19 protein-coding genes are annotated in these 18,748 nt (G+C 69.5%); 8 read left to right on the forward strand and 11 right to left on the reverse strand.

Annotated elements, in window-relative coordinates; all coding sequences use genetic code 11:
* The first annotated feature begins 28 nt into the window (after positions 1 to 28).
* On the forward strand, positions 29 to 313 hold the full coding sequence (locus M1L36_RS08505; RefSeq protein ID WP_250873279.1) for a DUF8113 family protein: 285 nt from the start codon (positions 29 to 31) through the stop codon (positions 311 to 313).
* A 20-nt stretch (positions 314 to 333) separates the two neighbouring features.
* Here M1L36_RS08505 and hutH read toward each other — a convergent pair whose 3' ends face one another.
* The 4 genes from hutH to hutU are packed head-to-tail and all read right to left on the reverse strand — an operon-like array spanning position 334 to position 5,999.
* Positions 334 to 1,977, reverse strand: a complete 1,644-nt coding sequence (gene hutH / locus M1L36_RS08510; protein ID WP_250873280.1) for a histidine ammonia-lyase — start codon at positions 1,975 to 1,977, stop codon at positions 334 to 336.
* The gene (gene hutI / locus M1L36_RS08515) at positions 1,970 to 3,223 is read right to left on the reverse strand and encodes an imidazolonepropionase (protein WP_250873281.1); all 1,254 of its coding nucleotides are present in this window, start codon (positions 3,221 to 3,223) and stop codon (positions 1,970 to 1,972) included. The genes hutH and hutI overlap by 8 nt, the downstream gene beginning before the upstream one ends.
* Positions 3,220 to 4,194 (reverse strand): formimidoylglutamase, encoded by a 975-nt coding sequence (gene hutG / locus M1L36_RS08520; protein WP_250873282.1) that lies wholly within the window; start codon positions 4,192 to 4,194, stop codon positions 3,220 to 3,222. The genes hutI and hutG overlap by 4 nt, the downstream gene beginning before the upstream one ends.
* Positions 4,191 to 5,999 (reverse strand): urocanate hydratase, encoded by a 1,809-nt coding sequence (gene hutU, locus M1L36_RS08525; protein WP_250873283.1) that lies wholly within the window; start codon positions 5,997 to 5,999, stop codon positions 4,191 to 4,193. Before hutU ends, hutG begins: the two co-directional genes overlap by 4 nt.
* 59 nt (positions 6,000 to 6,058) lie before the next feature.
* On the opposite strand from hutU, the gene M1L36_RS08530 reads away from it, so the two are divergent.
* The 3 genes from M1L36_RS08530 (at position 6,059) to M1L36_RS08540 (ending at position 7,541) form a co-directional block, all read left to right on the forward strand.
* Complete coding sequence (locus M1L36_RS08530) at positions 6,059 to 6,697, forward strand: helix-turn-helix domain-containing protein (protein ID WP_250873284.1); 639 nt, start codon at positions 6,059 to 6,061, stop codon at positions 6,695 to 6,697.
* 73 nt (positions 6,698 to 6,770) lie between these two features.
* On the forward strand, positions 6,771 to 7,025 hold the full coding sequence (locus tag M1L36_RS08535) for a hypothetical protein (RefSeq protein WP_250873285.1): 255 nt from the start codon (positions 6,771 to 6,773) through the stop codon (positions 7,023 to 7,025).
* Between the two features lie 108 nt (positions 7,026 to 7,133).
* Positions 7,134 to 7,541 carry a DUF8146 domain-containing protein gene (locus M1L36_RS08540; RefSeq protein ID WP_250873286.1) on the forward strand — a complete coding sequence of 136 codons (408 nt, stop codon included), beginning with the start codon at positions 7,134 to 7,136 and terminating at the stop codon, positions 7,539 to 7,541.
* A 54-nt stretch (positions 7,542 to 7,595) separates the two neighbouring features.
* Here M1L36_RS08540 and M1L36_RS08545 read toward each other — a convergent pair whose 3' ends face one another.
* Together M1L36_RS08545 and M1L36_RS08550 are read right to left on the reverse strand one after the other, a co-directional pair.
* Positions 7,596 to 8,096, reverse strand: a complete 501-nt coding sequence (locus M1L36_RS08545; RefSeq protein WP_250873287.1) for a hypothetical protein — start codon at positions 8,094 to 8,096, stop codon at positions 7,596 to 7,598.
* Positions 8,097 to 8,157: 61 nt separating this feature from the next.
* The gene (locus M1L36_RS08550; RefSeq protein WP_250873288.1) at positions 8,158 to 8,505 is read right to left on the reverse strand and encodes a DUF7344 domain-containing protein; all 348 of its coding nucleotides are present in this window, start codon (positions 8,503 to 8,505) and stop codon (positions 8,158 to 8,160) included.
* 136 nt (positions 8,506 to 8,641) lie between these two features.
* On the opposite strand from M1L36_RS08550, the gene M1L36_RS08555 reads away from it, so the two are divergent.
* Both M1L36_RS08555 and M1L36_RS08560 read left to right on the forward strand, forming a co-directional pair.
* Entirely contained in the window at positions 8,642 to 9,313 is a 672-nt protein-coding gene (locus tag M1L36_RS08555; RefSeq protein ID WP_250873289.1) for a DsbA family protein, read from the forward strand.
* Positions 9,310 to 9,939: a hypothetical protein gene (locus tag M1L36_RS08560; RefSeq protein WP_250873290.1), complete on the forward strand. Its 630-nt coding sequence runs from the start codon at positions 9,310 to 9,312 to the stop codon at positions 9,937 to 9,939. Before M1L36_RS08555 ends, M1L36_RS08560 begins: the two co-directional genes overlap by 4 nt.
* Here the strand turns inward: M1L36_RS08560 and M1L36_RS08565 are convergent.
* Positions 9,930 to 11,195: a glycosyltransferase gene (locus M1L36_RS08565; protein ID WP_250873291.1), complete on the reverse strand. Its 1,266-nt coding sequence runs from the start codon at positions 11,193 to 11,195 to the stop codon at positions 9,930 to 9,932. The genes M1L36_RS08560 and M1L36_RS08565 overlap by 10 nt on opposite strands.
* Before the next feature lie 119 nt (positions 11,196 to 11,314).
* Entirely contained in the window at positions 11,315 to 11,767 is a 453-nt protein-coding gene (locus M1L36_RS08570; protein WP_250873292.1) for a DUF5814 domain-containing protein, read from the reverse strand.
* 113 nt (positions 11,768 to 11,880) lie between these two features.
* Between M1L36_RS08570 and M1L36_RS08575 the strand changes: the two genes are divergently transcribed.
* Positions 11,881 to 12,330 carry a universal stress protein gene (locus M1L36_RS08575; protein WP_250873293.1) on the forward strand — a complete coding sequence of 150 codons (450 nt, stop codon included), beginning with the start codon at positions 11,881 to 11,883 and terminating at the stop codon, positions 12,328 to 12,330.
* Positions 12,331 to 12,382: 52 nt separating this feature from the next.
* Here the strand turns inward: M1L36_RS08575 and M1L36_RS08580 are convergent, their stop codons facing one another.
* Genes M1L36_RS08580 through glpA form a run of 3 tightly spaced genes read right to left on the reverse strand, consistent with a single transcriptional unit; the run spans position 12,383 to position 16,738 of the window.
* Positions 12,383 to 13,750, reverse strand: a complete 1,368-nt coding sequence (locus M1L36_RS08580) for an anaerobic glycerol-3-phosphate dehydrogenase subunit C (RefSeq protein ID WP_250873294.1) — start codon at positions 13,748 to 13,750, stop codon at positions 12,383 to 12,385.
* Complete coding sequence (gene glpB, locus M1L36_RS08585) at positions 13,747 to 15,009, reverse strand: glycerol-3-phosphate dehydrogenase subunit GlpB (RefSeq protein WP_250873295.1); 1,263 nt, start codon at positions 15,007 to 15,009, stop codon at positions 13,747 to 13,749. Before glpB ends, M1L36_RS08580 begins: the two co-directional genes overlap by 4 nt.
* Entirely contained in the window at positions 14,999 to 16,738 is a 1,740-nt protein-coding gene (gene glpA, locus M1L36_RS08590) for an anaerobic glycerol-3-phosphate dehydrogenase subunit GlpA (RefSeq protein ID WP_250873296.1), read from the reverse strand. Before glpA ends, glpB begins: the two co-directional genes overlap by 11 nt.
* 474 nt (positions 16,739 to 17,212) lie before the next feature.
* Between glpA and glpK the strand changes: the two genes are divergently transcribed.
* Positions 17,213 to 18,745, forward strand: a complete 1,533-nt coding sequence (gene glpK / locus M1L36_RS08595; RefSeq protein ID WP_250873297.1) for a glycerol kinase GlpK — start codon at positions 17,213 to 17,215, stop codon at positions 18,743 to 18,745.
* The last annotated feature ends 3 nt before the right edge of the window (positions 18,746 to 18,748 follow it).

The following is an 18,748-nucleotide window of genomic DNA, read 5'->3' on the forward strand; positions in this document are numbered from 1 at the left end:
TCACCGGCGCGGTAGCCCGAGAGACGAGATGAGCGACGACGCTACCGGCGAGTTCGACGAGCTACGGAACCGAGCGGCCGAGGCCATCGCCGGCGACGACGTCCAGTCGCTGTACGTCGGTCTGGTCCACGAGAACGGAGCGAAGGAGTACTACTTCGGCAACACGGTCGACGAGGAGGAGCTCGGACAGGTCGCGGCCGTCCAGCTGGGGATGATGATGCGCGTCCTCTCCACGCAGTCGGCAACGACCCCCGAGGACCTCGCCGACATCGCGGTCGAACAGGCGGCGTCGATAGACATCCACCCGGAGTGACGCGACACTCGCGTCCCGACTCACTGACCCGCCGACCGGTTCCCTTCGTCCGACGACAGTACGCCGTCTAGCGCCTGCTGAAGCGCGCCCGTCGCCACCAGCGCGTCGACGGCCTCCATCTCCGGCGCGAGCGGTCGGTCGTCGTCCAGCGGGGGGACGACCTCGCGGACCGCGCGATAGGTCACGCCCGTCCCGACGCCGTGTTCCAAGTTGGAGTCGACGAACTCGGCGGCCTGTGCGCCACAGAGCAGTTCGACGGCGACGACCTGGCGGGCGTTCCGCAGGGTTCGACGAGCGGCGTGGGCCGCGGTCGCCGACATCGAGACGTGGTCCTCCTGGTTGCCGCTGACGGGCGTGTTGTCCGTCGCCGTGCGTCCGACCGCGCGACACTCCGAGACGAGCGACGCAGCGGTGTACTGCGCGATCATGTACCCCGAGCGCAGGCCGCTCTCCGGAGTCAAGAACGGCGGCAGGTGGGCCTCCTGGACGTGGGGGTTGAGCATCCGGTCGGTCCGTCGCTCTGAGATGGCGGCGAGTTCGGTGAGCGCGCTCACGAGGTAGTCCAGACGGAGCGCGAGCGGTTCGCCGTGGAAGTTCCCGCCCGACACCACGTCGGCGGCGTCCGTCCCCGACGAGCGACGGTCGACCTCGCCGACCGGGAACACGAGCGGGTTGTCGGTCGCGCTGTTCAACTCGACCTCGACGGCCTCGCGGAGATGGGCCACCGAATCGCGGACCGCGCCGTGGACCTGCGGGAGACAGCGCAGCGAGTAGGCATCCTGCACCCGGTCGCAGTTGCGGTGGGACTCGACGATACCCGAGCCTTCGCAGTGGGCCTTGACGCGCCGTGCGCTGACGGTCTGGCCGACGTGGGGGCGGACGCGCTGGATGGCGGCGTCACACGCCGCGGTGGTGCCCATCGTCACCTCGACGGTGAGCGCGCCGGCGGCGTCGGCAGCCTCACAGAGGCGCTCGGCGTCGCAGACGAGCAGTGCGGCGAGACCGACCGACAGTTGGGTGCCGTTGATGAGCGCCAGCCCCTCCTTCGCGCGGAGAGTAAGCGGCTCACGGTCGATACGGGCGAGCGCCGTCGCGCCCGAGAGCCGTTCGGTGAGCGCGTCGGTCTCGTCGCCAGGCTCGACGTCGGCTTCGCCCTCGCCGAGCAGGACGAGCGCCATGTGTGCGAGCGGCGCGAGGTCACCGCTCGCGCCGAGACTGCCCCGCGACTTCACGACGGGGTGGACGCGCTCGTTGAGCAGGGCGACGAGGTGGTCGACGACGACCTCGCGAACGCCGGAGTAGCCCTTGACGAGTGCGTTGACGCGGGTGAGCATCAGCGCGCGGACCTCCTCGCGGTCGAGTTCGCGACCCGCCCCCGCGGCGTGACTGCGAACCAGGTTCGTCGGCAACTCGTCGACCTGCTCGGCGGGGATGCGCGTGTCGACGAGGTCGCCGAAGCCCGTGTTGATACCGTAGACGGCCTCGCCGCTCTCGACGATGTCCTCGACGCGCTCGCGGGCCTCGCGGACCTGCTCGCGGGCGTCGTCGGTGACGACCACGGGGGCGTCGTGGCGCGCGACTCGCTCGACTGCCTCGGGAGTCAGCGTCTCGCCGTCGAGGGTGACCGGCGTGGGGCCGTCGGCGGCGTCGCCGGACTCACTCACGGCGGACCACCCCCGACTCGGCCACCAGCGTGCCGCCTTTCACGACCGTCTCGACGACGTTCTGGCCGAAGCGGTAGGGGACGTGGACGTGCGAGGGGGCGTCGACGACGAGCAGGTCGCCACGCCGGCCCTCGCTCAGCGTCCCGCGGTCGGCGCGGTCCATCGCCAGCGCGCCGCCGTGGGTCGCGGCCCGAACGGCCTCGGCGGGTGGCATCCGCATCCCGACGCAGGCGAGCGTCGTCGCGAACCCCATGCTCGGCGCGTAGCAGTTCGGGTTGAAGTCGCTCGCGATGGCGACGGTCGCACCCGCCTCCTGGAAGGCGGTGTGGTCGGCGTACTCCGCACCGAGGCCGAACGCAGTGCCGGGGAGGAAGACGGGGACGACGCCCGCCTCGGCGATGGCGCGGGCGTCCTCGCCAGTCGCGTGCAGCAGGTGGTCGGCACTGGTCGCCCCCACTTCGGCGGCCAGTTGCGCGCCCCCGAGTCGGACGAACTCCTCGGCGTGGACCTTCGGCGTGAGTCCGTGGTCGACACCCGCCTCCAGAACCCGGAGAGACTGCTCGACCGAGAACACGCCCTCCTCGCAGAACACGTCGCAGAACTCCGCGACGCCCTGCTCGGCGACGGCGGGCAGTTGCTCTTCGACGACCCGATCGGTGTACGTCTCGGCGTCGCTGTCCTCCGGAATCGCGTGCGCGCCCATGAACGTCGGTACGACGTCGACGGGGTGGGCAGCGTCGGCCCTCGCCAGCACGTCGAGCATCCGGAGTTCGGTCTCGGTGTCGAGACCGTACCCCGACTTCACCTCGACGGTCGTCGTCCCGTGGGCGCACATCGCGTCGAGACGCTCCAGCATCGCGTCCAGCAGGTCGTCGTCGCTCGCCTCGCGAACCGCACGGACGGTCCGGAGGATGCCACCTCCTTCGGCGAGGATGTCCTGATACGCCTTCCCGCGCAGTTTCGCGGCGAACTCGTCGGAGCGGTCGCCCGCGAACAGCGCGTGGGTGTGCGAGTCGGCGAATCCGGGCATCACGGTCCTCCCCGTCGCGTCGATGGCCTGGCGAGCGCTCTCCACCGGGTACTCCCGGGTCACCGCTTCGGTGGGGCCGACGGCGACGACGTCGCCGTCCGCGACGACGACCGCTCCGTTCTCGATAGGGTCGGCTCCCGGTTCCCCCGTGAACACCTCGCTCGCGCCGTGGACGACGAGGGTACCGTCGCCGGTCGGCGGTTCGTCGGCGCTCATCGCTCCACCCCCGAGGCGTCGGGGAGGGTGCCTTCCTTCCGCCCGGCGAGCAGGTGGGCGATGGCCCGTGCCCCGGCCCGCGCGGTCATCGCGTCGCGGTCCAGCGGCGGGGCGCACTCGACGACCTCGAAGCCGGCGAGACGCTCGTCCGCGCCGACTCGTCGTAGCAGTTCGAACAGCTCTCGCGTGGTCAGACCACCGGGTGTCGGCGCGCTCACGCCCGGCGCGTGGGCCGCGTCGAGCACGTCGAGGTCGACGCTGACGTACAGGCTGTCGACGCCGCCCATCGCCGCCAGCGCGCGGTCGAGCGCGTCGTCGAGGTCCGCGCTGACCGCCTCGCTCGTGACGACAGCACCGCCGCACTCGTCGACGAACGCGGCGTACTCGCCGGTCGTCTCGAAGTGTCGCGCCCCGACGCAGGCGTAGGCGTCCAGTCCATCGTCGAGCAGTTGGCGGTACGGCGTCCCACTGGTCGGTTCGTCGCGGACCGCACGCACGTCGAGGTGGGCGTCGAAGTTGAGGACGCCGACGCTGCCCGCCTCCAGCAGCGGCGCGACGTTCGGGTAGGTCAGGGAGTTGTCGCCGCCGAGGAAGACGGGGAAGGTGTCGCTGTCGTGGAGCAGTCGCGCGACGCCTTCGACCCGCTCCTGGAGGCTCGCGACGGTCGCGCCGGCCTCGTCGTCGCGGACCACGTCGCCGACGTCGACGCACTCGCCGACCGGTCCGTTCGCGAAGTGGTGGGTCTTGACCGACGCCAGTTCCTCGCGGAGTGCGTCGGGGCCGTGGCGTGCGCCTCTCCGCCCGACGACGGCGTCGTCGAACGGTTCGCCGAGGAGGGCGACGTCGGCGCTGGCGAGCATTGCCGTCAGGTCGCCGTCGCGCGAGCGGACGACGTCGCCGAACTGCTCGTCGGCCGGGTCCGCGGAGGTGCCCGTCCACGCCGGCGCGTCGGTGAGGTCGTGGTCGCTCACTCGCCGCCCGCCTCCTGTGGGTCGCGGTCCCGCATCGGGACGGCCACGTTCGAACGGTCGGCCTCGTCGATGGCCTCCTCGTAGCCCGCGTCGGCGTGGCGTATCACGCCCATCCCTGGGTCGGTGGTGAACACGCGCCGGGCCTTCTCGGCGGCCAGTTCGGAGCCGTCGAGGACGACGTGGTTGTTCGTGTGTATCGAGTTGCCGATGCCGACGCCGCCGCCGTCGTGGACGCTCACGACGTCCGCCCCTGCGGCGCAGTTGAGCAGGGCGTTGAGAATCGGCCAGTCGGCCACGGCGTCGCTCCCGTCGCGCATCGCCTCGGTCTCGCGGTGCGGCGAGGCGACGCTGCCCGCGTCGAGGTGGTCGCGCGTGACGACGACGGGAGCCGAAATCTCGCCCTCCGCGACGAGTTCGTTGATTCGGAGGGCGAACCGCGCACGCTCGGTGAGGCCCTCCGGGTCGTCCTCGGAGGAGTACCCCAACCAGCACACCCGGCTCGGCAGGCCCTGGAACTGGACCTGCTCGCGAGCGAGGTCGATCCAGCGCCGGAGGTGCTCTTTCTCGGGGAACAGTTCGAGCACCGCGTCGTCGGTGCGGTGGATGTCGGCGGGGTCGCCCGACAGCGCCGCCCACCGGAACGGCCCCTTCCCCCGGCAGAACAGCGGCCGGATGTACGCCGGGACGAACCCGGGGAACGCGAACGGGTCGGGGACCGTCTCGGAGCGGTACTCCTGGACTTGCCCGCGGATGTTGTTGCCGTACTCGAACGTCGTCGCGCCCGCCTCCTGGAGGTCGAGCATCGCCTGGACGTGGCGCGCCATCGTGTCGAGGCTCGCCTCGCGGTAGCCTTCGGGGTCGTCCTCGCGCAACTGGTCGGCCTCGGCGACGCTCGTGCCCGCGGGGTAGTACCCCTCCAGTTCGTCGTGGGCGCTCGTCTGGTCGGTGAGAAAGTCGGGGACGAACTCGCGCTCCACCATCCCTTCGAGCATCTCGGCGGCGTTCGCGTGGAGCGCGATGGAGAACGCTTCGCCCGCTGCGGCGGCCTTCTTCGCCTGTTCGATGGCGTCGTCGAGGTCGTCGGTCTTGGCCATGCAGTAGCCCGTCTCGATACGTCGGTCGATGCGGGACTCGTCGACCTCCGCGGCGATGCAGACGCCGCCGTTCATCGTCACCGCGAGCGGCTGTGCGCCGCCCATCCCACCGAGACCGGCGGTGACGGTAATCGTGCCCCGAAGCCCGTCGCGGTCGGGGAACTGCTGCCGACCCGCCTCCGCGAGCGTCTCGTAGGTGCCCTGGAGGATGCCCTGCGTGCCGATGTACGCCCACGACCCGGCGGTCATCTGGCCGTACATGATGAGTCCCTCCGCTTCGAGTTCGTGGAAGTGCTGCCAGTCGTCCCACTTCCCGACGAGGTTGGAGTTGGCGATGAGCACCCGCGGCGCGCGTTCGTGGGTCGTGAACCGGCCGACGGGTTTCCCCGACTGCACCAGCAGCGTCTCGTCGTCGGCCAGTTCGCGCAACTCGGCGAGGATGGCGTCGTAGGCGTCCCAACTGCGTGCAGCACGGCCGGTCCCGCCGTAGACGACCAGTTCCTCGGGTTTCTCGGCGACTTCGGGGTCGAGGTTGTTGTTCAACATCCGGAGGGCGGCCTCCTGTCGCCACCCCTCGCACTCGATGTCGGTGCCGGTCGGCGCGCCCTGGTACTCGCGCCACTGCTCGCTCGGTTCGCCGACGTCGTGGCCTCCCTTCGAGGCCCGGTCCGTCTGCTCGCTTCGCTTAGACGGTTCGGACGGTTCGGTCATGTGTCGAAGCTAGCTAGCGTGTCGCAAATACTTTCGACCCCGCGTGCGGTGGGGGATTCATGTACGAGGCGACGTTCCGCATCGGCGACGCGGGTGGGTTGGCGGCGCTGACCGCCGACACCGACGCCCGCGTCGAGCTGTGGTGCAACGACCACTGCGACCTGCTGTCGGTGACGGGGGGTGACGAGTCGACGCTGGCCCGTCTCGAATCGCGCGTCGGCGTCCGAGAGTCGGTCGAACGCGACGGACAGGTGGTAGTCGTCACCGAGCGCTGTCTGCGCGAGGCGGGGACGACCGTCGACGAGTATCTGGAGCGGCACGGCTGTCTGCTGGTCCCGCCGCTGCGCTACGTCGACGGGGCGACGGTGTGTCGTCTCCTCGCGCTCGACTCGGCGGACCTCTCGGCGTGTTTCCGTGACCTGGTCGACGACGGTGTTCGCGTCACCGTCGACCAGAAGCGTTCGGCGGGGACGGTGACGCCGGGGTCGCCGCTGGGCGTCGACGAGTTGCTCCCGGACCTCACCGCGCGCCAGCGAGCGGCGTTCGTCACGGCGTACGAGCAGGGCTACTACGAGATTCCCCGGCAGACCTCGACCGAGGCCATCGCCGAGGTGCTGGGTGTCGAGCGCCGGACCGCCGAAGAACACCTCCGGCGGGCGGAGAACAAACTGGCGGCGGTGCTCGTGGCGCACCTGTGACGAGGTGATGTGTGAGTGTGACAGCGAACACCACACACAAGCTACTTGCTCGTTCATGTCGGGTGACAGACCGATGCAGGCAGTCACGCTGCTCACCACACTGACCCTCCTGCTCGTCCTGTTCGCGCGGGCCGACAGACGGTTCGACCGACGGCTACTCGGGGTCTGTATCGCTGCGTTCGCTGGCGTGCTTCTCGTCACGAGCGTTCCCGGTGTCCCTCACGCCGTCGTCGTGGCCGTCACCCTCGTCGGGGTCGGGTCTCTCGTCGCCGCGTCATTGGGCGTCGTCGTCGACCGGTATCTGGCTAGAAACGAACGGATAGCGTGACTGTCGCCGTGCTCTCGTGCCACGCCAACGACCGGTCGCAGCGGTGCGAGCACCGTGTGCTCGTCTGACGAACGGTTAAGTATCAGGAGTCGTAACCTTCGAGAAGACATGGGCAACAAGAACAAGACCATCTCGTTTCGCGTCAACGAAGACGTGTTCGAGACCCTGCGGGACATCGCCGAGGAGCGCGACATCTCGCTGTCCGCCGTGTTCCGCGACTACGTCGACACCCTCGTTGCCCACGACGGTCAGGTCCGCGTCGTCCCGGAACACGAGTACGACGAACCCGCCCGCCAGGAGAGCTTCCCTCCGAAGGTCGAGGTGCCCAAGAGCTTCATCCGCGAACACGAGCGCCTCGAACTGGAGGCCGAACACCTCCGCGACCAACTCGACGAGTACAAGCGCTACGTGACGAAACTCAGCCAGCGCGTCGAGGAGGCCGACGAGGAGGAGGTCATCCAACTGGAGGACCTCGACCCCGCCGACGACGACGACCACACGTTCCGCCTGGGCTGACCCGCACACTCCGCGACCTACTTCTCTCGACGCGACGTCCCGCCGAGCGACCGCTCACCGCGACGCGCCGAGCGTGAACGACCCAGGGTTCGACGTGCCGGAGACGAAGTACCCGAGATCGCCGTCCTCGTAAACGCGTCCACCGAGCACCCGGCCAGTGTCCCAGTCTGGCGGTGCCGGATTGTACGCCGTCCGCCCGGAGTCGTTGTCGGGGTCCTCGCCGTCGACCGTGAATCGGACTCCGTACCAGACGGGGTAGGCGAACACGTCCTCGTACGTCCGGGACTCGCCGGCGTCGAGGGCCACGCTCGCGGTCAGTTCGCGTTGGCGTTCCGGAACGACGGCGTCGGCGTCGCCGGTGACCGACCCCGGCCCGTCGTCGCCCGGTTCGGCCCCGACGGCCGTCACCTCGAACCCGACGGTGTGAGGGAGGTCGTCGTCGTTGACGAACCGGAGCGTTCCGGCGGGGAGGTCGGCGTCCCCGAACGTCGAACAGCCCGCGAGCGTCGACGCGCCGAGCGCACCGACCATCGCGAGGAGGGCACGGCGGTTCATGTGAAAAGTGGCGGTCGAGCGAACAAGTCGGTTTCGGGGAGTGTCAGACCCGAGTGATTGGTCAGAACGCCGCGTCCGGGAGTTTCTCCGCGTTCTCGGCGAGCAGGTCGAGACCGGGTTCGACCGCCGCGAACGCCGGGCCGCGCGTGACGGTCCGACGTTCGCGGTTCCACTCGACGACGCCCGCAGCCTCCAGTTTCGGGAGGTGGACGTGGTACAACCGGACGTCGTCGACCCCACTCCCGGAGTGCGACCGCGCCCCGGACTCCCCGTCGACCGGCCGGTCCGCCGGGCGTTCGCCGACCAACTCGTCGGGGACTCGGAGCGAATCGCTCCCACGGAGCGCGAGGAGCACCTGCCGTCGGGGGCCGGCGGCCAACAGGTCGAAGAACGTGGATGTGTCTGACATACGCAAGACATCTGTAAACTAGACTATAAATTTAACCCGGGCGTGTGCGACACCGCCGGACCGGGCGACGGGCGCGTGTGAGCGCTCCGCGCACGACCGAGCAACACCGATTCCCGGAACCGACGGAGTAGTTGTGATGAATCATCGACGGGTCGGTCGACGGGAGGTGCTCGCCGGACTCGCCGGCGGTGGCGTGGCCGCGCTCGCCGGCTGTCTCGGCGTCGGCGGCTCCGACACCAGTCCGCTCGCCGACCACCCCGTCGCTGAGGGACTCGCCGACCAGCCCACGCAGGGGCCGGCGGTCGGCGACGCGACGGCGACCGTCGTCGCCTTCGAGGACCCCTCCTGCGTGCGCTGTGCGGCGTTCCACCGCGACACCGTCCCGCGTCTTCGTTCGGAACTCGTCGACCCCGGAACCGTGAGCTACGTCCTCCGACCCTACCCGGTCGTCTTCGAGTGGGGCGAGGCTGCGACGCGGGCGCTGTGGGCGACCTACGAACGCGACGCGGCGGCGTTCTGGGGACTGCTCGACCACTACTTCACCGACCAGGACGCGTTCTCGTCGGGAAACGTCCTCGACCTGACCGAGGCGTGGCTGACCGCCGAGACGAGCGTCGACGCTGCCGCGGTCCGCGAGGCGGCCGCCGCCGACGGCTTCCCCGCGCCCGTCCAGAGGAACCTCGACGTGGGTGAGGCCGCGGACGTCACCGGCACGCCGACGGTGTTCCTGTTCCGCGACGGCGAGTACCGGACCAGCGCGAGCGGCAGCGTGAGCTACGAGTTCGTCACGAGCGCCTTAGAGCTATGAGCGGGGCGAACCGCGTTCGACGAGCGCTCGGTGGCGTCTCGTTACCCACTCGGCTCGACGACTGGCGACTCGCCGCCCGGACCGCGCGGCTGGTGCTCACGGTCCCCCTCTACGCCGTCGTCGCGCTGGTCGCGGCGGTGCTGGCGCTCTCGGTGTTCGTGCTCGCACAGAACCTCACGGTCGTCGGCGACGTGGTCGGGGGCGGTCTGAGCGGTCTCCCGGTCGCGACGCGCCTCGAGATTCTCGCGGAGCTGTACCCGTTCGTCGGCACGTCGTTCGACCCGCTGGCGGGCGCGGCGGTGCTCGCGCTCGCCACACTGACGGGCGTCAACCTCGCGATGGTCGCCTACCACGTCCGCGAACACGGGCTGACGGTGTCGGGGAGCGGCGGTGGCCTCGCCGCCGTCGTCCTCGGGACGCTCGGGGCCGGCTGTGCGGCCTGCGGCACGGCGGTGCTCGCTGGCGTGCTCTCGCTGGTGGGCGTCGGCGGGTTGAGCTTCCTCCCGCTGGAGGGTCTGGAGTTCGCGCTGGTCGGCCTGCTCGCGGTGCTCCTCTCGACGTACTGGCTGGCCGACGGGATGCGCGGCGGCGAGATCAACGGCTGTCCGGTCGACGTCTACCGCTGACCGCGCGCTCGGTCGAGCGCGGCGAACAGTTCACAGTAGTCCGCGAGCAGTCGCGGGAGCAAGAACTGCCGGCGGACGGTCTCGCGGCCCGCCGTTCCCAGTCGGTCGGCTAGCGTCTCGTCTTCGAGCAGTCGTCGACAGCGGTCGGCGGTCGCGTCGATGTCCCGCGGTTCGACGAGGTAGCCGTTCTCGCCGTCGACCACCTGGAGTGGGATGCCGCCAACGTTCGCGCCGACGACCGGAGTCTCCTTCCACAGCGCCTCCGACACCGTGAGCGCGAACCCCTCGCGCAGCGACTTCTGGAGCACGACGTCGGCGGCGCGTTGCATCGCGTTGACGCCCGCGTCGGGGAGGTCCGTCAGCAGGTGGACCGACGGGTCGTCGTCGGTCTCGGCGTCGACCGCCTCGAACACCTCCACGCCCTCGGGGTCGTCGTCGGGCATCCCGCCGACGAACGCGAGTTGCACGTCCGGCACCGACTCGCGGACCTGCCGGTAGGCGTCGACGACCCCCAGCGGGTCCTTCCAGGGGTCGAACCGCGACACCTGCACCAACAGCGGTCGGTCGGGGTCGACGGGGTAACGGTCCAGGTCGGCGGCCGCCGCCGCGTCGCCCGACAGGTCGTCGAGCGGGCGGTTCTTCGGCGCGAGCGGGTCGATGGCGGGGTGGACGACGGTCGTCTCCGCGTCGGAGAGCGGGAGCGCGTCGGCGTACGCCGGGCGACTCACGACGGCGTGGTCGACCGCCGCGAGGTCCTCGGCGAAGAACTCCAGATAGGCGGGCGACGGGTCGGTGAGGTCGATGTGACACCGCCAGACGAACGCGGTGTCGGGATGTCGCTCGGCTAGCGACCCGATCATCCCGAGCGTCTGGGGGTCGTGGAGGACCACGACGTCGGCGTCGCCGTCGAACGCGGCCGCGTTCTCGGCGACGGTCTCGCGGTAGGTCGCCCGCATCGCGTCGGTCAGCGGGTCGCCGTCGCCCTGCAACCCGTTGTGGATGGCCTTCGTCACCTCGTAGAACGCGTCGGGAGCGGTGAGCACCTGCCAGTCGGCGTCGAGTCCGAGGTCGTTCGACAGCGCGACGAGCGGGTGGAGCATCTCCGCGACCCCGCCGCCGTCGGCCGTCGAGTTGACGTGGACGACGCGCAGGCACTCGACGCCACCGGCGGCGTCACGGACCGCCGCGCTCGTCTCGGCGTCGAGCACCGCGGCGTACGACTCGAACGTCCGGGCGGTCGTGGTGACGGACTGCATTCGTTGCCCTACCGTTTCGAGCGCTGGTATGTCAGTGTATCTCTCACTGGCAGGCGGTCGCGGCGCGGTCGCGGCGGTCCGGCGTGGCGAGACGTCGCGGTGCGGGTCGTACGCACCGGTCAGGAGAGGCGTCGTTTGCGGTCGTGGGCGTCGTCGGCCGCCTCGCGGTTCCCCTCGACCTCGGCGAGTTCCTCGACGGCTTCGAGGGTGCGGACCGACTGGTCGAGGAACGACAGGACGTCGCCGGAGTAGGCGTACAGCATGTAGTCGTCGCCCATCACGTCGACGATGGCGTCGGGGCCGAGCCCCTGCTCGCGCAGTTCCAGCAGGTAGCGCATGAACTTGCGCTCGGGGTGGCCACAGTGGGGGTTGGACTCGCAGTCGCAGTCGAGGAAGTCCGTCGCGAAGTCCAGCACCCGGTCCTGGGTCGCGTCGTCGAGGTTCGCGAGGTTCTCGCTCTGGAACAGCAGGTCGAGCGTCGCCCCCGAGAACGCGCTCTTCGGGAGATTCGTCTCCAGTTGCGAGGAGAGCTGACGGTGGTTCTTCAGGTATATCTTGTCCGTGATGGCCACGGTTGGCGGAGTGTCGGCGGTCCGCGAGCAAAAGTTCGGCGGTCGCGCGGTCACGCTCTCGCGGGCGTGACCTCCCTGCACAGCTTTAACTCGATGCCGTGGTAGTAGGGCGCATGGCTCTCGAAACCGTACTCGTCGCGGTCGGAAAGAGCGACGAAGACCGCATCGAGTCGCTCGCGGCGACCGCCATCGACATCGCTGGGCCGGCGGGGGCGACGGTGAAACTCGCCCACGTGTTCTCGAAGGAGTCGTACCGGGAGACTCGAGACACGCTCGACTTCACGCGCGACGCGGAGGTGACGCCGGACGTCGTCGCGAAACGCTACGTCACCATCCGGGAACTCGGCGACGCGATGGACGCCGCCGACGTCGCGTTCACCAGCCACGGCGCGGTCGGCGAGGAGGGCGAGACCATCGTCGAGTTGGCCGAGCGTTTGGACGCGGACCTCGTCATCGTCGGCGGGCGCAAACGCTCGCCGACCGGGAAGGCGGTGTTCGGTTCGACCGCTCAGGAGGTCATCCTGAACGCCCCGTGTCCGGTGACGTTCGTCCGCGGAGACTGACGCAGGGCCTGGCCCACGCTCGCCGTGACCGGGGAGCGGAGGTGACGCCGACTCACTCGACCAGCGCCGCCTCCAGCAGTTCGAGCGGGTGGCGAATCTCGTAGCCGGTGCCGTGTTCCATCTGCATCGCACAGGTCGGACACTCGGTCATCCCCGTCTCGCCCTCGACGCCCTCCATGTGCTCGAACATCTCCTCGCCGATGGCCATCGACACGTCGTAGTGTTCGGTCTTCCAGCCGTAGGTGCCCGAGATGCCCGAACAGGAGTCGCCGACGTCGTCGACGGCGACGCCGTCGAGGTCGCCGAACAACTCGACGGCCTGCCGGTCGAGCCCCTGATTGCGGGCGTGACACGGCGCGTGGTACGCCAAATCGGGGAAATCGGCGTCGGCGGCCGCCACGTCCTCGCGGACGGACTCGTGGACGCGGAGGTACTCCAGGGCCTCGTAGGTGTGGGCGGCGACGGTGTCGGTCCCCTCGAAGTCGAACAGTTCGGGGTACTCCTGGCGGAGCGCCATCGAACACGACGTACACGAACAGACCACGTCGTAGCCGTCCTCGACGAGCGCGTGGAACGTCTCGACGTTGAACTTCGCGGCCCGGCGCGCGTCGTCGAGCATCCCGTTGGCGAACATCGGCGTGCCCGAACAGCGCTGGTCGGGCACCGCCACCTCGTAGCCGTAGGACTCGAACACCCGGACCATCGCCTTGGCCACCTCGGGCGTGTTGACGTTCGAGTAGTCGCCGTGGAAGTACGCGACCCGTTTCGGGTCGTTCGGGTCACTGTCCGCTCGGCGCTCGCGAACCTGCCGCGCCCGTCGTCGCGACTCCTCGTCGCCGCCACGGTCGTCCCACCACGAACGGAACGTCTCGGTGGCGAACTCGGGGAACTCGCGTTCGCCCGTGATGCCGAACAGGCGGTCGTTGAGGAACCGGGTGAGCCGCGACCCCATCACGAAGTTCGTGAGGCGTGGCACCTTCGAGCCGATTCTGGCGAGCGTCCCGTAGTTCGCGAGCACGCGGTTGCGCCAGTACTCGACCGAGGTCTTGCTGAGGTGTTCGGCGACGTACTCCGCGCGGGCGGTGTTGTGCATCTGGCTCAGCGGCACGCCCGATGGACACGCCGAGTCACAGCGCATGCAGTTCGAACAGTCCATCACCGACGGATCGATGTCCGTGTCGTCCTGCCGTTTCAGCCGCCACTGCTCCGGTCCCTGGAACTTCGGGCCGGGGAAGTCGTCGTCGACTTCGGCGACGGGACACGACGTATCACACGACGAACATTTGTAACAGGAGTCGGCACCCGGTCTGAGGTCCGACTCACCGACGAGGTCGCCGTGCTCGCCGAAGACGTACGTCCAGTCGTCGTCCGATGCGCCCGCCGCGGTCGTGTCCTCCGGTGGTTCCGATGGTGTACTCATGTGACTTCCTCGCCGGCCCGTCGGCCGGCAACGTATCCGGTCGCCAGCGAGACGCCGCTGGCGGACTTCTCGGCGGCCACGTCCGCGCCGCCGACCACACTCCCCGCCGCTCGCAGGTTCTCGTACTCGGGGTCGCCGTCCGCGTCCTGCGGTCGGCCCTCCGCGTCGATGCGGACGCCGAACCGGGCGAACGCGTGGTCGCCGTACGCACCCGCCGCCGACCAGTCGTAGCGGTCGGCGGGGTGGGGGACGTGGCAGTCGAACACCCGCTCGCGGACCGCCTCGCGGTTCGAGACGATGCCCTTCCCGACGAGACCCCCCGTCGCCAGCACGTACTGCTCGGCAGCGTAGGGAACTCGCGTGTGAGTGCGCTCGACGGTCACCTCCCGAACCCGCTCGCCGTCGCTCGTCACGTCGACGACCGGGTTACCCGTCTCGACGCCGACGCCCGCGTCGTCGAGCGCGGCGTACAGGCGTTCTGCGAGGCGCATCCCCAGCAACGAGGGCGGTCCCATCGGCACCTCGAAGACGTCGACGCCGAGACGGTCGCTCAGTTCCGCGCGGACCGCCTCGCGCTCTTCGAACCCCAGCAGTGCCGGGAACCCGACGCGTTCGGCCCCCGAGCAGTGGGGTTTGACACGCTCGACCAGCGCGGTACGGGCGTCGACGCGCCCGCCGTCGACGGTCGTCGCCTCGTCGAGCAGGTCGGCGTAGCGAGTGATTGCCGCGTCGGCCCGCAGGTCGCCGGGGAACGGGAGGGTGACGCCCCGAACTTCGAACGGGACGCCGGCGCGGTCGAGGTGGGCGGCCGCCTGCGGCGCGTCGAAGTCCGGGAGCGTCTCGAAGCCGACGAGCAGCGTCGAGCGTGCGTCGCTCGCGAGTCCCGGCGCGACCGACACGGGGTAGCGCGCGGTCGGTTTCACCGTCCCGCCGTGGGTCGGGACCAGCGCGTTGGCGTCGGTGTGGCTCCCCTCGTAGTCGGCCACCGAGTCGAACAGGTCGAGTCCCGCTCGGAGTGCGTCGGTGCCGACGGTTCGGTACGGGTGGCTCTCGGGCAGGCGCTCGACCGCTTCGAACGGGTTCGTGACGAGGTCGCCGTCGACGACGCCGAGCGCGTCGACCACCCCCGACGCCTGTCGGAGCGTGCTCTCCTTGTGCGAGACAAGGCGGACCCGTGCCCCCTCGCGGGCGGCGGCGAGCGCGGCCGTGACGCCCGCGAGACCGCCACCGACGACGAGGACGTCGTCCTCAATCGCCACCGTTCCCTCCGTCGGTGTCGTCGCGGTGTACGCCGCCGCGTCCACCGTCCGCGACCGGTCGGTCCCCGGCGTCGAACGCGTCCCAGTCCACGTCGCCCTCGGCGGCCGCGGGGTCGGCGTCGCGGTTCATCGTCGTCGCCTGGAGCGTGTACTTCAGCGCGGCCTGCGAGAGCTGTTGGCCCCACAGCGCGTGGCGTTCGCCCTTCCAGCGCTCCTCGACCAACTCGGCGAGCGCGTCGTCGACCGTCGGTTCGTCGTACGTCGGGTGGAGTTCGCTCGCGATGCGGTGGGCACAGAAGCCGCCCTGGCAGTTGCCCATCGACGCCCGTGTCCGCAGGCGGACCGCGTTGAGGTCCGTCCCGGCTTGGTCGACGGCGTCGCGGACCTCGGCGCGGGAGACGGCCTCGCAGGGACAGAGCACGGGGTTCGGGTCACACCGCGAGAGCACCGATTCGGTGCGCGAACCGAGCCGTTGTGAGGAGCGTCGAGCGACCGGCGAGCGGAGACCGAACCGCTGCATGGCGTCGTCGAGGACAGCGTGGTCCTCGCTGCCCGGGAGCGGTTCGTCGGCCGTCCGGCACGTCGCGGCGACGCCGAAGCGGTCACAGACGTGGTCGGCGATGGACTCGGCCATCATCCGGTAGGTGGTGAGCTTCCCGCCGACGATGCTCGTCATCCCCGGCAGGTCGTCGCGCTCGTCGTGGTCGAGCAGGAAGAAGTCGCGCGTGATGTCGGTCGGGTCGGTGCTGCCGACCTCCGGCGGTTCGTACAGCGGGCGGACGCCCCAGAACGAGCGGATCGTCCGAGCCTCCCCGAGCAACGGGACGAGCTTCGACAGTTCGTCGATGAGCAGGTCGACCTCCCACTGCTCCTCGGGGTACTCCTCGGGGTCACGGACCTCCTCGTCGGTCGTCCCGAGGATGCAGGCGGTCTCGTGGGGGACGATGATGTCGGCGTCGCCCTTCGGCCGACAGCGGTTGACGACGGTGTCGACCTGTCGCGTGTTCATCACCGTCATCACGCCCTTCGAGGGGCGGACCTCGACGTCGACGCCCGCCAGCGCGCCGATACGGCCCGCCCACGCGCCCGTCGCGTTGACGACGTGGTCGGTCTCGATGCGTTCGGTACTCCCCGGCGACCCGTGGACGCGCTTGCCCGGCCCGGAGTCGTGGCGAATCTCGACGCCGACGACCTCGCCCCCCTCGACGAGGACGTCCGTGACCTCGGCGTGGGTCTCGACGCGCGCGCCGTGGCGCTCGGCGTCGAGCGCGTTCGAGACGCAGAGTCGGAACGGGTCGATGGCGGCGTCGGGGACGCTGATGGCCTTGTCGACGTCGCTGGCGAGGTGTGGCTCCACCTCGCGGGCTTCCGCGCCGGTGAGCACCTCGACGGGGATGTCGCAGTCCCGACAGCCCTGCAGTTTCTCCTCGAAGTACGCCTCGGTGTCCTCGGGTCGTTTGACGAACAGCCCACCGGTCTCTTCGACGCAGTGGCTCGCGATATCCCGGAGGACGAAGTTCTCCTCGACACACTCGCGGGCGGACTTCTGGTCGGAGACGGCGTAGCGCCCGCCGGAGTGGAGCAGGCCGTGCATCCGCCCGGTCGTCCCGTGGGTGAGGTTGCCCTTCTCGACGAGCGTCACGTCGAGGCCCCGCATCGCGAGGTCCCGGGCGATACCCGTTCCGGTCGACCCACCCCCGACGACCGTGATGTGTGGTACCGATGCCATTCGTGGAAACCCTTCGAAGTGCAGCCTCTTTGTTTCACCGGTGGTGTGGGTGCGACAGTAACTTATCCCCGGACGGGGAGTCTCGGGTCCCCCGACGCCCGGCACCATCGGTGACGCCCCCGTCCGCCTGCCCCGACACCGACGTCCTCCAGACGGACACGTAGTGGTGAAATTCGGCAGTATAGGGCGGTTACGGACGGACATTCGTCGTCGTGGCTGCCCGCCGAAGGAACTCCCGTGACGAACGCCCGGCCGAGCAGCGGACGGGGGTTTACGACGTTCAGTTCGTCGCGGTGTGTCGAGCGAGCGCTCGAATCGGCAAAGTGCCTCTGAATTCGGTCGCTGGCCCGTCTCGGAGGCGTCCTGTTTCTTTATTAGAGATAGCGAGACGTGGGTAAAATTTATTATTCTTCATTACAATGTTCACCAGAACGGCGGTACCGGTGACGACCGTACTGTCGACGGAGCAGATCCATGGAAGACACATACATCGGTGCGATCGACCAGGGAACGACCGGGACGCGGTTCATGGTGTTCGACCACGCTGGACAGGTCGTCACCAACGCGTACGAGAAACACGAACAGATCTATCCGGAGCCGGGGTGGGTCGAACACGACCCCATCGAAATCTGGGAGAACACACAGAGCGTCGTTCTGGCGGCGCTCGAACAGGGGGGCATCGACCCCACCCAGCTCGAAGCTATCGGCATCACCAACCAACGCGAGACGACGCTCGTCTGGGACGCCGACACCGGCAAGCCGGTCCACAACGCGCTGGTCTGGCAGGACCGCCGGACGACCGACCGCGTCGAGGACCTGGAAGCGGCAGGGAAAGTCGAGTGGATCCGCGAGAAGACCGGCCTGGAGGCCGACGCGTACTTCTCGGCGACGAAGACCGAGTGGATTCTCGACAACGCCGAACCGCTCAAACTCTCCACCAGTCGGACGCGTGACCTTCGCGAGCGCGCCCGCGACGGCGAACTGCTGATGGGCACCATCGACGCCTGGCTCATCTACAACCTGACGGGCAACCACATCACCGACGTCACCAACGCTTCGCGGACGATGCTCTACGACATCCGGGAGCTCTCGTGGGACGCCGAGCTCCTCGAGGAGTTCGACGTCCCCGAGGCGATGCTGCCGGAGGTCCGGCCCTCCTCGGACGCCGACTTCTACGGCCACACCGACCCCGACGGGTTCCTCGGGGCCGAGGTGCCCATCGCGGGCGCGCTCGGCGACCAGCAGGCGGCCCTGTTCGGTCAGACCTGTTTCGACACCGGCGACGCGAAGAACACCTACGGCACCGGCAGCTTCTACCTGATGAACACCGGCTCCGAGGCCGTCTCCAGCGACCACGGGCTGTTGACGACCATCGGCTTCCAGATGTCGGGCGAACCCGTCCAGTACGCCCTGGAGGGCTCAATCTTCGTCACCGGCGCGGCCATCGAGTGGCTGGAGGACGTCGACCTCATCAACAACGCCGCACAGACGGCCGAACTGGCCCGCTCGGTCGACTCGACCGACGGCGTCTACATGGTGCCGGCGTTCACCGGCCTGGGTGCGCCCCACTGGGACGGGCGCGCACGCGGCACCATCGTCGGGATGACCCGCGGCACCCGGAAGGCCCACATCGTGCGGGCGACGTTGGAGGCAATCGCCTACCAGACCCGCGACATCGCCGAGGCGATGGAGGCCGACTCGGGGGTGACGACGACGTCGCTCCGCGTCGACGGCGGCGCGGTGAAGAACGACTTCCTCTGTCAGCTTCAGTCGGACATCATCCAGACCGACATCGTCCGGCCGGAGGTCGACGAGACGACGGCGCTGGGGTCGGCGTACGCCGCGGGCCTCGCCGTCGGCTACTGGGACACCATCGACGAACTCCGGGACAACTGGCAGATCGACCGCGAGTTCGAACCGGGGCTGTCGGCCGCCGACGCCGACCGGATGTACAGCCGGTGGGACGACGCCGTCGAGCGCTCGCTGAACTGGGCGACGGAGGAGTGATAC

Origin of the sequence: Halomarina rubra (assembly GCF_023699475.1) — an archaeon.
Lineage (GTDB): Archaea > Halobacteriota > Halobacteria > Halobacteriales > Haloarculaceae > Halomarina > Halomarina rubra.